10 protein-coding genes are annotated in these 14,983 nt (G+C 46.1%); 9 read left to right on the top strand and 1 reads right to left on the bottom strand.

The annotated features are described in order from the left end of the window. The first annotated feature begins 1 nt into the window (after position 1). Both addA and adhP read left to right on the top strand, forming a co-directional pair. Positions 2 to 3,787, top strand: a complete 3,786-nt coding sequence (addA, locus tag ESE_RS0102475; RefSeq protein WP_010370724.1) for a helicase-exonuclease AddAB subunit AddA — start codon at positions 2 to 4, stop codon at positions 3,785 to 3,787. Positions 3,788 to 3,969: 182 nt separating this feature from the next. Next, positions 3,970 to 5,016 (top strand): alcohol dehydrogenase AdhP, encoded by a 1,047-nt coding sequence (gene adhP / locus ESE_RS0102470; protein WP_010370721.1) that lies wholly within the window; start codon positions 3,970 to 3,972, stop codon positions 5,014 to 5,016. A gap of 163 nt (positions 5,017 to 5,179) precedes the next feature. Here adhP and ESE_RS0102465 read toward each other — a convergent pair whose 3' ends face one another. Beyond that, a complete protein-coding gene (locus tag ESE_RS0102465) occupies positions 5,180 to 6,400 on the bottom strand; it encodes an MFS transporter (RefSeq protein WP_010370717.1) in 1,221 nt (406 codons plus the stop codon). Between the two features lie 205 nt (positions 6,401 to 6,605). On the opposite strand from ESE_RS0102465, the gene glpK reads away from it, so the two are divergent. From glpK to ESE_RS0102430, 7 genes are all read left to right on the top strand, one after another. Further along, entirely contained in the window at positions 6,606 to 8,120 is a 1,515-nt protein-coding gene (gene glpK, locus ESE_RS0102460) for a glycerol kinase GlpK (protein WP_010370714.1), read from the top strand. 150 nt (positions 8,121 to 8,270) lie between these two features. Beyond that, positions 8,271 to 9,734: a glucose-6-phosphate dehydrogenase gene (gene zwf / locus ESE_RS0102455; protein WP_010370710.1), complete on the top strand. Its 1,464-nt coding sequence runs from the start codon at positions 8,271 to 8,273 to the stop codon at positions 9,732 to 9,734. A gap of 77 nt (positions 9,735 to 9,811) precedes the next feature. Continuing rightward, complete coding sequence (locus tag ESE_RS0102450) at positions 9,812 to 10,285, top strand: 8-oxo-dGTP diphosphatase (protein WP_010370708.1); 474 nt, start codon at positions 9,812 to 9,814, stop codon at positions 10,283 to 10,285. Between the two features lie 169 nt (positions 10,286 to 10,454). Further along, a complete protein-coding gene (gene purR / locus ESE_RS0102445; RefSeq protein ID WP_010370704.1) occupies positions 10,455 to 11,309 on the top strand; it encodes a pur operon repressor in 855 nt (284 codons plus the stop codon). Between the two features lie 20 nt (positions 11,310 to 11,329). Then, entirely contained in the window at positions 11,330 to 12,769 is a 1,440-nt protein-coding gene (gene glmU / locus ESE_RS0102440; RefSeq protein WP_010370702.1) for a bifunctional UDP-N-acetylglucosamine diphosphorylase/glucosamine-1-phosphate N-acetyltransferase GlmU, read from the top strand. A gap of 193 nt (positions 12,770 to 12,962) precedes the next feature. Continuing rightward, positions 12,963 to 13,949 (top strand): ribose-phosphate diphosphokinase, encoded by a 987-nt coding sequence (locus ESE_RS0102435; RefSeq protein ID WP_010370699.1) that lies wholly within the window; start codon positions 12,963 to 12,965, stop codon positions 13,947 to 13,949. 74 nt (positions 13,950 to 14,023) lie between these two features. Then, complete coding sequence (locus ESE_RS0102430) at positions 14,024 to 14,968, top strand: nucleoside hydrolase (RefSeq protein WP_010370695.1); 945 nt, start codon at positions 14,024 to 14,026, stop codon at positions 14,966 to 14,968. Positions 14,969 to 14,983: the final 15 nt, after the last annotated feature.

Below are 14,983 nucleotides of genomic sequence, written 5' to 3'. Positions count from 1 at the left end.
CATGAATTTTACAGCATCACAAGAAGCCGCCATTACGGCACGCGGTGAAAATATTTTGGTGTCTGCCTCAGCGGGATCCGGTAAGACTCGCGTGTTGGTTGAACGTGTGACCCGTCGTTTGTTAGCCGGCGAAAATGTGAATGAGTTTTTGATTGTGACATTTACAGAAGCGGCCGCTGCGGAAATGAAAGAGCGACTCGAAGGTGCAATTCGTAGCGCCTTAGCTGAGTCGGAGGGCACCCAACGACAACACCTGTTGAAGCAATTGCGATTGTTAAACGTCGCCAACATTTCAACATTGCACGCGTTTGCTTTGCGACTGATTGAACAATATCACTACACCATCGATTTGGATCCCCAGTTCCGTCTATCTGATGATGCCGAACGGACATTGTTGATGATGGAAGTCTATGGCGATCTATTAGAGGCACGTTATGCTAATGACAAGGACCAAGTGTTTGCTCGTTTTGCTTCGCAATTCGCTTCAGGGTCGACAGACGACCGGACGTTGCAAGAGGCGGTGTTTACGCTGTTCAACTTTGCCATGGCGCGACCAGATACGACAGCGTGGTTAGAAGGCTTAGCTGCACAATATGAAATTGCTGGGTCGTTGACTGAGACGCCGTTTTATCAGGCTCAGATGTTGCCGATTATGACGTCTGAATTGCAGACATTAGTGACACAAGCTGAGCAATTATTGAACCAAGCGCCCGATACGATGGATGAAGTACCTGCTTTGAACCGGTTATTAAATTTACAGACGGATACTGATACCTACCAACGGTTATTGCAAGTTGTCCAGGATACAACCGTCAGTTGGGACGATATGCGCCAGGCCTTTTTGTCAGCCGATGTGATGGGCTGGGGGACCGGCGCAGACGGCAAGCGCAAGAATTTTACTGCAAAGCATGATCCTGAACTAAAAGCCGCCTGGGAACTGGTGAAGACCCAGCGTGAACGGATTAAGGAACGGTTGGAAGCATTACAAACGGGCTTTTTTGCCCTGGATGAAGCGGCCATGCAACTAGCTGTGCGTGGGGCTGGTGAGGTGATTACCGAATTAGTCGCATTTACGCAAGCCTTTCGTGAGGCCTTTTTAGCCGAAAAGTTACGCCGTAAGGTCCTGGATTTTAACGATTTGGAACACTTTGCACTTCAAATTGTCAGCCAACCGGCAGTGCAGGCTGAGTTGCGTGCACGTTATAACGAAGTGATGGTTGATGAGTATCAAGACACGAATCAACTACAAGAAGCGATTTTAAGTTTCATTGCGAGCGGTGATAATACGTTCCAAGTGGGTGATATTAAACAGTCGATTTATAAGTTCCGTCAGGCGGACCCAACCTTGTTTGGTCATAAACTCGCGACGTATCCACAAACGCCAGGCAATAAGGTGATTACACTGCAAGAAAACTTCCGCTCGCAACCGAACGTCACGAATTTCATCAACTTTATTTTTGCGCAAATCATGAGTGACGGGTTGGGTGATGTTGACTATACGGGCGAAGCAGAATTGGTCGCTGGGGCCGATTATTATCCGGCCGACTTGCCCAAAGAAGCAGAATTGATGGTGTACCTAGATGATGGGACAACAACGGATGAAGCTGATGACGGTCCGGAGGTCGCGAATGAGTTTGGCTTTACGAAAGCAACGGGTCAAATTCGGATGATGGCGTTGAAAATTAGGGAGTTAATCGACACCAAGTTTGAAATATTCGATCGTAAAGCCGGTGAAAAGCGTCCGGTGACATACAGTGATATGACGGTTTTGGTGCCAACTAAGAATCAAAATTTGGATGTCTTGGATGTGTTCCGTGAAATGGACATTCCGATCGTTGTTAACGGGGCGGAGAGTTATTTCCAAACGACTGAAATTTCAGTCATGATGAGCTTGTTGCAGGTGATTGATAACCCGCACCAAGATATTCCGTTGGCAGCAGTATTGCGTTCACCACTGTATAACGTTGATGAAAATGGGTTAGCGTTAATTCGAACGCAAGCCATGACGGAAGATTTCTATACGGCGGTTCAAGCCTTAGCGAATAATGCGTTAACAATTGCCGTTGCCGGCGTTTCTGAGACAAAGGTCAATGAGACAATCGCGGCGGTGCAACGTTTCCTAGTGGATTTGGAGCGTTTCCGGGCGTTGGCTGTTCAAAACCAAATTGTGGATTTGCTGTGGCAGATTTATAACACAACAGGGTGGCTGGATTACGTCGGTGGATTGCCATCTGGTCCGCAACGGCAAGCTAATCTGCATGCATTGTATGAACGAGCAGCTGCTTACCAAAAGAGCAGTTTCGTCGGTTTGTATCAGTTTATTAATTATGTGACGCAGCTACAAAGTCAGGACAAAGACCTCGGTGAAGCGGATGCGAATGTGGCGAGTGATAGCGTCTCATTGATGACGATTCACCACTCGAAGGGGTTGGAGTTTCCGATTGTATTTGTCCTGAATAGTACCCGGCGCATGATTAGTCAGCGAGAAACGATGGGTGACATTCTGCTTGATGCTGAAGCCGGGGCTGGGATGGATTACATTGATTTGGATCACCACCTCAAGTTACCAACGCCACAACGCGAATTTGTTAAACAAGCGCGCGTTCGTGGTGCGTTCGCCGAACAATTGCGGGTGCTCTATGTTGCGTTAACGCGTGCTGAACAACACTTGTTTATGGTGGGGGCGTATGACAGTGTGAAAGCCCTATGGGATAAGTGGTCGTTAGCTGAAGCCGGCACGGAATGGATGTTGCCAGAGTGGGCCCGCCTTGAAGGAAAGTCGTTTATGGATTTGATGGGGATGGCCTTGATGCGCCATCCCAAGGCGCCTGAACTGGCAAGTGTGCTGACAGCTTACGATGATAAGGATGTCATTGATTTCGGTGAGATTCGGACGAAAGCACCGAAGCAACCGTTCAATTTTGGGCTAGAAATCGTGAATGGGGCCGATTTACGGGCATTGGTTGATGCTTATCAAGCGATGCCGCTGTCTGAAGCGACGTCAGAAAAGACCGGTGCCACGCCGGATGGCATCGTCAATGATTGGCGGTCGGTGTTGCAATTTGATTATCAGTTTGATGAGGCAACACGTGCCACAGCGTACCAGTCAGTTTCAGAAATTAAACGTTTATTTGAAGATCCAGATTTAGCAGCTGGCCGTGGCTTAGTGGATGGGCGTATTCAAGCGGATGAATTTGCAGGATTGCGGTTTACGGATGAAACGTTACCGGAGCCGACCTTTATGCAAGAAGCGGAAACGCGTATTTCATCGGCTGCGATTGGAACGGCAACGCACTTGGTTATGCAACGTGTTGATCTATCGGCAGGAGCGCCATCTCAGGCTGACTTGCGCGCATTGGTGGCCGATTTGGTTGACCAAGAGTTAATCGAGGATAAGGTGGCCCATCTGATTTCGTTGTCTAAGATTGAACGTTTCTTCACGAATTCGCCCTTAGGTAAGCAAATGGTCGCCCATGCGGACTCTTTGCAACGTGAAGTGCAGTTCTCGCTGTTGCTCGATGCAGATCGTCTATACAAGGATTTCCAAGGATCAGAAAAAGTTTTGATTCACGGTATTATTGATGGCTATTTCCAAGTTGATGATGAGGTGTGGTTGTTCGATTACAAGACCGATCGGGTAACACCTGAAACGGCAGCTGAAACACTCACGCAACGTTATTCAGGCCAATTGAACGTTTATGCACAGGCACTGGTGGCGATGGGGAAGCCAATGCCACGTCGGTTTATTTATGCCTTTAGTGCAGAGAAAATTATTGCATTAGACTAACTTAAAAGAAGTGAAGCGTCCGCCATTTGGGAGGGCGCTTTTTTGGGGTTCCGATTTATAAAAACGCACAAAAAGTTCTTGATTAGATTTCAAGAAAGCGCTTGCAAAAGAGAGCGACTCGGTTATAATAATGTTTGTGAAGAAAAGAACAAATGGTCATTGTTAACACGAGGAGATTAGACATGAAAGCAGCAGTTGTTCGTGAAACGCCAGATGGATTTGTAGATTTGATTGATGATTGGCAACCCCGTGCCTTAGGATTTGGTGAGGCATTGGTTGATGTAGAATACAGTGGTCTTTGCCACACCGACTTGCACGTCGCCAATGGTGATTTCGGTAATCCAAATGAGATTAACCCACGCGAATTCCGTCGTGTCATTGGGCACGAAGGGGTTGGAATCGTGACGAAGCTTGGTGAAGGGGCATCAGATTACTTGAAGTTGGGCGATCGCGTGTCAATTGCTTGGTTCTATGATGCTTGTGGAAACTGTGAGTACTGCAACACGGGAAATGAAACGTTCTGCCGCAAGGTGCGCAATGCTGGTTTCTCAGTCGATGGCGCAATGGCGCAACAAGTGGTCGTCAACGCTAAGTATGCGGTTAAGGTACCGGAAGGTCTTGATCCGATGGAAGCATCATCAATTACGTGTGCCGGCGTAACGATGTACAAGTCTCTTAAGGTCGGCGAAACAAAGCCAGGTCAATGGGTTTCAGTTGTTGGGGCTGGTGGTTTGGGTAACTTGGCCATCCAGTACGCTCACAATGTGTTTGGTGCCCACGTGGTAGCGGTCGATGGTAACCCAGACAAGTTGGAAGCAGCGCGTCAAATGGGAGCCGAATTGCTCATCAACCGTAAGACAGAAGACGTGCCTGCTATTATCCAAGAAAAGGTTGGCGGGGTACACAACGCACAGGTAACGGCTGTTAACACACAAGCGTTTGATCAATCAATTGCGTCATTGCGACCAATGGGTAAGTTGGTTGCCGTGGCATTGCCAAAGGGTGACATGCAGTTGAATGTTGTGAAGACGGTCTTGGATGGTATTGAAGTGAAGGGCTCACTTGTTGGAACACGTGAAGACTTGAAGGAAGCCTTCCAATTTGGTGCAGAAGGTAAGGTTAAGCCAATCGTGACGCGGGCTGATATCCGCGATATTAACGATGTGATTGATGCGATGCACAACAACAAGATTACTGGTCGCATGGTCTTCGATTTCAAGAGTCTCTAAAAAGTTAAATTGCGTGATGTGATCTGAATAATAGGTTCCACGTGAGAGGGAACATTCAAAAGGTCATCGCACAATTAACAACTCCTAAAATAACGAATCTTTCGATGACGATAAAAAACAACCCCTGACAGCGGATACGCTGCAGGGGTTGTTTTTTGTGTTATTAATTAGCGAGGCGTCGTTTGCGACGTCTTGAAGCTCGGTCGAGAATGAAGGTGACGACTACGAAGAGCATCATGATGCCAAACATTGAGGCAAACAAGGCTTTGTATGAGCCACCGTCAATCATTAAGCCACCATATAGTGGGCCGACCGCACGACCAAGTGAGATGGCCATCGTCATGAAGCCTTGTGCCCGTCCTTTGGCGTTGGGGTCACTGATGTGATCAATCCAAGCAGGCATTTGTGGGCTGGCAAACATTTCACCAATCGTCAAAATCATGAAGGTGAAGATGAACATTGGATAGGTCTTCGCGTTCATCAAGAATAGGAATGATACCGCGAACAAGGCGGTTCCACCTAAGACGGTTAGTCGGAATGGTAGCTTTTCGATGATGCGGTCTAGTAGACCTTGCCCGACGATAATCACGATACCGTTAATCGTCCATAGGAATGAGTAATCTTGAGTGGTCATCCCCAAATCAGTCATGTGCGTTGCAACGACGGTTTCCCACAGAATGTATCCCATATAAAGGGAAAAGGCTAAACCGAGCAAGGCATAAATCAGCACGGGCGTCCTGAAATTGCTCTTGGCGGCCTTAGCAGCGTCTTTAGTTGCTTGGGCGGCGAGTCCCTTGACGTTGAAGTAGCGGAAAACCATGACCGAGAAAATAAGATACATGATTGTCGCACCACCGAAAACGAATTGCACGCCGTGGTTGAATAGGAAGCCGACAATGGCGGTTCCGACAACGACACCGACGTTCATGAACAGGTATTGTAGATTGAAAACCTTTCGAGAATCAATCGACTGAATCGTAGCCGCGTATGAATTTAAGAGGGTATAGATAATCCCATCTGCAAAACCAAGAATTAGCATGAAAATTGCAAAGACTGGCCAGGAATGCCAAAAAGTCAGGGCCGCCAACATAGCCGTTGCTAAGGCGACAGCGCCTAAGATTGATTTGTAAGGGTTCCAACGATCAAATAGGTGTCCACCAACCCAACTACCAATCATCATCATAATCGAGAGTCCCATCACGACCATGCCAGCCATGGTCATGGTCTCATGTAAGACATTGTGCATGTACAATGTCGCGATGGGCCAAATGAGTGAGGCGCCGGTTGATTGGAATAATGTGGTGATATAGAGTATTGGCGCTTTAATCTCAACGTGTTGCGGTTTGAGCGCTTCGCCATCTTGTTGTGATGACTGGATTGCCATAAAATCCTCCATTGTGTCAGCTGACACAACTAATTGTAATTAACGTTATTCCATAGTGGGTAACCACTATATATAACGTCGCGCACGGTACTGTAACCGTGCCTGTCCGTTTATTCTATGCAGAAAAGTGTAGCACATTCTCACATCTTGATATACTAATAGGGAGTGAAAAAATTTTAAACGAAATAAAATCGGGGAACGCATTATGGCTATTACACGACCAGAATATATTTTGGCAATTGATCAGGGAACAACGGGGACGCGTGCGGTGATTTTTAATCATAATGCACGACGCGTGACGTCGACTGCAATTCCCATGACATCAATCGTCCCGCATACGGGGTGGTTGGAACAACGTCCGCTTGATATCTGGCGGACGGCACAGACCGCGATTGCGGATGCATTAATTAATGCGGGAATTCGTGGGGATGAGATTAAAGCAATTGGTATTGCCAATCAGCGCGAGACGACATTAATTTGGAACCGCCACACTGGCCAACCGATTTATAACGCCATTGGTTGGTCATCAACACAGTCACAGAGTATTGCGGATGCCTGGCATAATGCTGGTCACGATGAGTTAATCCGTGCCAAGACAGGCTTGCCGGTTAGTGCGTACTTCTCAGCGACCAAAATTCGTTGGATATTGGATCATGTCCCAGGTGCTCAGGCACAAGCTGAAGCTGGCAACCTGGTATTTGGCACGGTCGACACGTGGCTGGTGTGGCAGCTTACGGACGGTGAAGTTCATGCAACTGATGCATCAAATGCGGCCCGAACAATGCTATATAACATTCATACGCAAGCATGGGATGCTGAATTGTTAGCGTTGTTTAATATTCCAGCAGCCATGTTGCCACAGGTTCACACGAGTAGCGATGTGATTGCGCACACGAATCCGATGCAATTTTTCGGTGGTCGGGTGCCGATTGCCAGTGTGATTGGCGACCAAAATGCTTCATTAGTTGGTCAATTAGCGCTCGAACCCGGCACGATTAAGAATACTTATGGCGCGGGTGCCTTTTTATTGATGAATACTGGACATGAACCAGTGATGTCCGACAATCAATTGGTCACGACCATTGCCTATCAAGTGGGGGACCGCCCCACATATGCGTTGGAAGGGTCAATTTTCTCAGCCGGTTCCGCTGTTCAATGGCTCCATGACCGGTTGGGGTTGATTGAAACACAGCTGGATGCCTGGCAAGCAGCAGAAGCATCAGAAAACGCTGATGAAGTGTATGTTGTACCGGCTTTTAACGGGTTAGGGGCACCGTATTGGGATCCTCAAGTACGTGGGGCAGTCTTCGGTATGACGCGAGGTACGGGTAAAAATGATTTCATAAAAGCGACATTGCAATCCATCGCGTATCAGACGGCGGACATTTTAGCGATTATGAAAGCTGAGTCGAAATATGATGTCATTAAAATGAAGGCTGATGGAACGGTTTCACGTAATCCGTACTTGATGCAATTCCAGGCAGATGTCGCTGATATTCAAGTAGAGCGCTCAATTGATGAAGATACGACACCACTTGGGGCCGCGTTCTTAGCCGGTCTAACAGTTGGTTATTGGCAAGACTTGTCAGACTTAGAGCAGTATGTGCCACAGGGACGTCAATTTACAGCAAGTTTGACGGCGGAACGACGGGCAACGTTGTTAAATGGCTGGCGAAATGCAGTCAGGGCAACGCAATTCTTCTCATCTGAGTCCGAATAATCAGAAAAATCACAATGTAAGCGTTTTACATTTTTGTAGCATATTTGTGTAAAAAAGTTTATAATGTTTGTAAAAGGTACCGGTAGTGAGATGCTGGTATTATGAAATACGAAATGAAACTGATTTTTTGAGAGTAAAGGAGCATTCATCGTGCCTGCAGAAATTACAACATTGTTGACATTCTTCGGTGGAACTGGAGATTTGGCTAAGCGTAAGTTGTACCCATCAACATACAACTTGTTCAAGAAGGGCTTCTTGCAAGAACACTTCGCCGTTATTGGAACGGCTCGTCAAGAATTGACGACAGAAGAGTTCCACGAGATGGTTCGCGAATCAATTGCTGACTTCGTCGAAGACCAAGCGAATGCTGAAGAGTTTATTTCACACTTCTACTACATCCAACAAGATATTACGGATTCAGCTGCTTATGCAGATATGTTGACGTTGAACAACGAATTGGATGCTAAGTACGGCTTGAAGGGTAACCGCATTTTCTACATGTCAGTTGCCCCACGTTTCTTTGGAACAGTTGCCAAGTATTTGAAGTCAGAAGGTTTGATTACTGAGAACGGTGAGTATAACCGTTTGATGATTGAAAAGCCATTTGGAACATCATTTGGAACTGCTGAAGATTTGCAAAATGAATTGTCAGAAGCTTTTGATGATGCCCAAATCTTCCGTATCGACCACTACCTTGGTAAGGAAATGGTTCAAAACATTGCGGCTGTCCGTTTTGGAAACCCATTGTTTGATGCGGCTTGGAACAAGGATTACATCGAAAACGTGCAAGTCACGTTGTCAGAGGTTTTGGGTGTTGAAGAGCGTGCTGGTTACTACGATACAGCCGGTGCTTTGCGTGATATGATCCAAAACCACACGATGCAAATCATTGGTTGGTTGGCAATGGAGAAGCCAGCATCATTTAAGGACACAGATATTCGTGCCGCTAAGAATGCTGCCTTCAACTCATTGAAGATTTACAACCGTGAAGAAGTTGCTGAAAACTTTGTGCGTGGTCAATACGGCGAGTCTGCTGATGGTACGCAAAAGAAGTACTTGGATGAAATGGACGTGCCAGCTGATTCACAAAACAACACATTTGTGGCTGGTAAGTTGCAATTTGAGATGCCTCGTTGGGAAGGTGTGCCATTCTACATCCGTTCAGGAAAGCGTTTGGCTGCTAAGTCAACGCGTGTGGATGTCGTCTTCAAGAAGGGCTTGAACATCTTCGGTGGTGACGTTAAATTGGCAAACCCAGTTTTGACTATTTTGATTGATCCTAAGGGTGGTATCGAATTCAAGATTAACGCCAAGGACGTGACCTCAGAATTCTTGACGCGTGTTGTTAACTTGAACTGGACAGTTTCAGACGAAGACAAGAAGTTGACGCCAGAACCATACGAACGTATGATTCACGACGCAATGGACGGTAACGGATCTAACTTTGCCGACTGGAACGGTGTGGCAATTGCTTGGAAGTTCGTTGATGCTATTCAAGAAGCATGGGATGCAACTCGTGAACAATTCCCTAATTACGTTTCAGGTTCAATGGGACCAGTTGCGTCAGATGAATTGTTGGCCAAGGATGGCAACGAATGGGTCTTCAAGGGCTAATTCGTTAGACTAAATAGAGTTAAAAAAGGTACACACTATTAACGGTGTGTGCCTTTTTGCGATAAGGAGACAGTTAAATGGCAGAACGGTATACCCCGATTGAATTAACGAACATGATTATGATTGAAAACCCGGTGACACATGAAGTCTTGGTTGAAGACCGTCAAAATCCAAAGTGGCCAGGGGTGACTTTTCCCGGCGGACACGTTGAAGTAGGTGAAACGGTGACCCAATCGGTTTTTCGTGAAGCGCGTGAGGAAACCGGGTTAGAAATTGAAGCGCCTCAGTTAATGGGTATTAAGGAATGGCCCTTAGAAAATGGCGCGCGCTATATTGTCTTCTTGTACAAAACAACGTCGTATAGTGGTGCCATTCATTCGGGCCGGGAAGGTGAAATTTTTTGGACGACGCGTGAAAAACTGCTTGACGGGACTTACGTGCTGCCAAATACATTCGCAGAGATGCTGCCAGTATTTGATGATCCAGCTATTAATGAGCTCGCATTAGGTGCTCGTGTCGATGGTGAAGAGCGCGCAATTTCATGGCAATAGGTTAAAACGTTTAACTTGTAAAAGCCGAACGTCCGAAAAACGCTGGCCAAAGAGGCAGCGTTTTTTGTTTGTCTTCGGTTTTAAAGCTGTTTTTGATTTTTTATATGAACGGACGTGTTATACTAAAGCTATAATTATAAAAATTACCGAACGTTCGAGGTTTAGAAATATGAAAACACGTCGTAGTGATCGATTGGTCGATATGACCCGTTACTTGTTAGAACGACCACGCACTTTGGTCTCATTGACGCAATTTGCAGAATTATATGAAAGTGCCAAGTCATCAATTTCAGAAGACTTGACGATTTTGAAGCGCACATTTCACGAGCGCGGCATTGGTTTGCTGGAAACAATTCCTGGGGCAGCTGGTGGCGCACGCTTTACGCCATACATGGTTGAATCTGAAGCTGCTGATTTCGTCGCCTCATTAGTTAACGCGATTGACGATGAGACCCGTGTCTTGCCTGGTGGGTATGTTTATCTGTCTGACTTACTAGGACAACCTTGGTTCTTGCAACGCATTGGTCGTTTGATTGCGACACAATATTTGCGTGAACCAATTGATGCGGTGATGACAGCTGCTACAAAGGGTGTGCCGGTTGCACAGGCTGTTGCGGAACAATTGAATGTACCATTTGTGATTGTCCGTAATGATACTAAGGTGACGGAAGGTCCCACGATGTCTGTTAACTATGTGACTGGACAATCACAACGGCTTGAAAAGATGGAATTGTCACGACGTTCATTACCAATGGGATCACGTGTCCTTATTGTTGATGATTTCATGAAGGCTGGTGGTACAATTCGTGGTATGGCATCTTTGGTTAAGGAATTTGAAGGCCAAGTTGTTGGTGTCGCTGTTGTTGCGGAAGGTCGCGTTGAGCACCGTGTGATTGATAAGTACACATCATTGGTGCATGTTGATACCAACAAGGATGACGGCATCATCAAGGTTAAAGCTGGAAACTATGCTGAAGAAATTTACGGTGAAGGCTCACCAGCTGAAATTTCATCTGCAGATTAATGAGGTAGGAAGTAAAAAACATGCAACGCTTTGTTATTATTTTGGCCGCTGGTAAGGGAACTCGCATGAAGTCAGACTTGCCAAAGGTTTTGCACGAAGTTGGTGGTAAGCCAATGGTTGAGCTGGTTTTGGAAACTGCTCAAAAGGCTGGCGTAGAAAAAATTGTGACGGTTGTTGGTCACGGGGCTGAACAAGTTGAAGCGACGTTGGCTGGACGATCAGAATTTGCTCTACAAGCAGAACAGCTTGGGACTGGTCATGCCATTCAAATGGCGGAACCACAATTGGGTGATGCAGCTGGTATGACGTTGATTGGTTCAGGGGATGCACCTTTGTTTACGGTGGACACGTTTAACAAGTTGTTTGATTTCCATGAGCAATCAGGTAATGCCGTAACTGTTTTGACAGCGAAGGCACCTAACCCAACGGGTTATGGTCGCATTATTCGTGATGAAAACGGCAACGTGGTTCGCATTGTTGAACAAAAGGATGCCACGCCTGAAGAGGCAGCTGTCGATGAAATCAACACTGGAGTCTATGTGTTTGATAACCAATTGTTGTTTGCGAGTCTGAAGCAAGTGACAAATGATAACGCCCAAGGTGAGTATTACTTGCCTGATACGTTGGAAATTTTGCGTAACGCTGGTCACACGGTTGGCGCTTTTGTTATGGATGATTTTGATGAATCAATGGGTGTTAACGACCGTGTCGCTTTGGCCCGGGCAAACAAGGTATTACGTGATCGAACTAATGAGATGCACATGCGTAACGGGGTCACATTGATTGATCCGGCCAACACGTACATTGATGTTGATGTGACGATCGGCCACGATACGATTATTGAGCCAAATGTCTACTTGAAGGGTAAGACGGTTATTGGTTCTAATGTCTTGATTACATCAGGTTCACGCTTGGTTGATTCAATTGTGGCAGATGGTGCCCAAGTTGATGCTTCACACTTTGAGGAAGCGGAAGTTCGCGAACGCGCTTCAGTTGGGCCATTTGCACACTTGCGTCCGGCAGCATTCTTGGATGTTGAAGCCCACGCTGGAAACTTCACGGAAGTTAAGAAGGCGCATTTGGGTAAGGGCTCAAAGATGGGTCACTTGTCATATCTTGGTGATGCGACGGTTGGTGAGGATGTTAATATCGGTGCCGGTTCAATCTTCGTTAACTATGATGGTTTGCACAAGTGGCACTCAAACGTTGGTGATCGCGCCTTTATCGGCTCAAATTCAAAGATTGTTGGACCGGTTAATATCGGCGCAGAAGCCTTTATTGCGGCTGGCTCAACGATTACTGACGACGTGCCAACGCACGCGATGGGTATTGCGCGTTCGCGTCAAATTACAAAGTTTGATTTCTGGAACCGCACACCATTGCATGAGAAGTTTGATGATACGGAATCAGCAAAGCGGGCAGCAAAAGCAGCGTTTGACGCTTTCTTAGCTGATAAGTAAATGAGATAATCAATAGGTCGGGTCAGAGTCTTTCTGATCCGGCTTTTTTGTACACATTGCTAACGAAATTAGAAGAATATGTGAAAACCTTCGGGAACTGAGATGGGATATTCGTTGAAGAATACTGAAAAAAACTGTACAATGTAACTATTGAACACTTGAGGAACACAGTGATGTGTCTATGGAGGGCAACATGGCGACCTATGCGGATCCGCATTTGAAGATTTTTTCATTGAGCAGCAATCAGCCTTTGGCGGAAAAGATTGCCGCTTCAATTGGCGTGGAATTGTCACAAATCAACATTGCACGATTTAGTGACGGAGAAATTCAAATTAACATTGAAGAGTCAGTACGTGGCGATAACGTATACGTTATCCAACCAACGTCAGCGCCCGTTAATGATAGCTTGATGGAATTAATGATTATGATTGATGCATTGCGTCGTGCAAGCGCAAAGTCAATCAACGTTGTTATGCCATACTATGGTTATGCACGACAAGATCGTAAGGCTCGTTCACGTGAGCCAATCTCAGCGAAGTTGGTTGCCAACATGCTTGAGATGGTTGGTGCAACGCGTGTCTTGGTTTTGGATTTGCACGCTGCGCAAATCCAAGGGTTCTTCGACATTCCTGTTGATCACATGATGGGTGCACCATTGTTGGCTGATTACTTGATTACGTCAGGAATTGCCGATGATAATACTGTCGTTGTGTCACCAGACCACGGTGGTGTGACGCGTGCACGTGCTTTGGCTGAATTGTTGGGTTCACAAGAACCAATTGCCATTATTGATAAGCGTCGTCCAAAGGCGAACGTTGCGCAAATCATGAACATCATTGGTGATGTTAAGGGTAAGCGCGCCATCATGATTGATGACATGATTGATACTGGTGGTACGATTTCACAAGGTGCCCAAAAGTTGAAGGACGAAGGGGCTGCTGAAGTCTATGTCGTGGCAACGCACGCTGTCTTCTCTGGTAAGGCCGTTGATACATTGCAAAACTCAGTCTTTGAGAAGGTGATCGTAACTGACTCAATTAACTTGCCAGAAGAGAAGAAGTTCCCTAAGTTGGTACAAGTTACGACTGCTGAATTGATTGGTGAAGCGATTAAGCGAATCAATGAGAACCAAGCGGTTTCTCCATTGTTCAAGAACCGTTTCCACCGCACGGTCGACTAATATATTTTGACAGTAACAGCATTGTTCTAATAATGATTTAGAGCAGTGCTTTTATTTTATAAAGGGGTTATATGATGGCAAAGAAAAAGATGATTTTGGATTTGGATACTGGTGTAGATGACGCCTTGGCTTTGGCATATGCTTTGGCCACGCCAGATTCAGATTTGATTGGTGTTGTGTCTTCGTTTGGAAATACACAAGTGACGACGGCAGGTGAAAATACACTGAAGCTACTTGAACTATTGGGTCGTACGGATGTTCCGGTCTTTATCGGGGCAGCGCATTCATCGACAACGGATAGCTTTGAGACGATGCAAGTATCAATGGATATTCACGGTAAGAATGGTATTGGGGATGTGGCACTACCTGCACCAACGACAGCTTTGTCATCACAAACGGCGGTCGATTTTATTATTGAATCGGCACACAAGTATGCTGATGACTTGGTAATCGTACCAACTGGTCCATTGACTAACTTGGCTGAAGCTTATCAAAAGGATCCTGAAATCGAAAACTTGATCGGTAACGTGACACTAATGGGTGGTGCTTTGGTCGTGCCTGGAAATGTGACGCCTTATACTGAAGCCAACATTAATCAAGACCCTGAAGCAGCTGATTATGTGTTCAAGCATGCTAAGCACTTGGTGATGGTTGGTCTTGATGTTACTTTGCAAACACTGTTAACAAAGAAAGAAACACAAGTTTGGCGTGATTTGGGTACTGAAAAGGGTCGTGTCTTCGCAGATATCTTTGATTACTACATTGATGCCTACTACGACTTGGATATCAACAAAGCTGGGGCAGCTTTGCACGACCCATTGGCCGTTGGTGTGGCCGTTGACCCTAACTTGGTAACGTTGTTGCCATTGAATATGATGGTGACGCATGAAGATGGGCGTACAATTGGTGATCCAACCCGTTTGCGTGATCCACACAAGAATAACTTTGCAGCTGTGGCCGTTGATGAACCGTTCTACTTGGAACGCTTCATGAATTACACGACGGCATTGTTCCGTTAATTAATATATAAAAAA

The sequence above is a fragment of the Weissella cibaria KACC 11862 genome, from assembly GCF_000193635.1.
In the GTDB taxonomy this organism is placed as follows: Bacteria; Bacillota; Bacilli; order Lactobacillales; family Lactobacillaceae; genus Weissella; species Weissella cibaria.
Note: the sequence above shows the minus strand (reverse complement) of the source record. Positions and strands in the feature narration are given on the sequence as shown.

Bases quoted from the DNA above. Each gene is read 5' to 3' on its own strand.
- ESE_RS0102430 (WP_010370695.1), top strand. From the start codon at position 14,024: ATGGCAAAGAAAAAGATGATTTTGGATTTGGATACTGGTGTAGATGAC.
- ESE_RS0102435 (WP_010370699.1), top strand. From the start codon at position 12,963: ATGGCGACCTATGCGGATCCGCATTTGAAGATTTTTTCATTGAGCAGC.
- purR (WP_010370704.1), top strand. From the start codon at position 10,455: ATGAAAACACGTCGTAGTGATCGATTGGTCGATATGACCCGTTACTTG.
- glpK (WP_010370714.1), top strand. From the start codon at position 6,606: ATGGCTATTACACGACCAGAATATATTTTGGCAATTGATCAGGGAACA.
- glmU (WP_010370702.1), top strand. From the start codon at position 11,330: ATGCAACGCTTTGTTATTATTTTGGCCGCTGGTAAGGGAACTCGCATG.
- ESE_RS0102465 (WP_010370717.1), bottom strand. From the start codon at position 6,400: ATGGCAATCCAGTCATCACAACAAGATGGCGAAGCGCTCAAACCGCAA.
- ESE_RS0102450 (WP_010370708.1), top strand. From the start codon at position 9,812: ATGGCAGAACGGTATACCCCGATTGAATTAACGAACATGATTATGATT.
- addA (WP_010370724.1), top strand. From the start codon at position 2: ATGAATTTTACAGCATCACAAGAAGCCGCCATTACGGCACGCGGTGAA.
- adhP (WP_010370721.1), top strand. From the start codon at position 3,970: ATGAAAGCAGCAGTTGTTCGTGAAACGCCAGATGGATTTGTAGATTTG.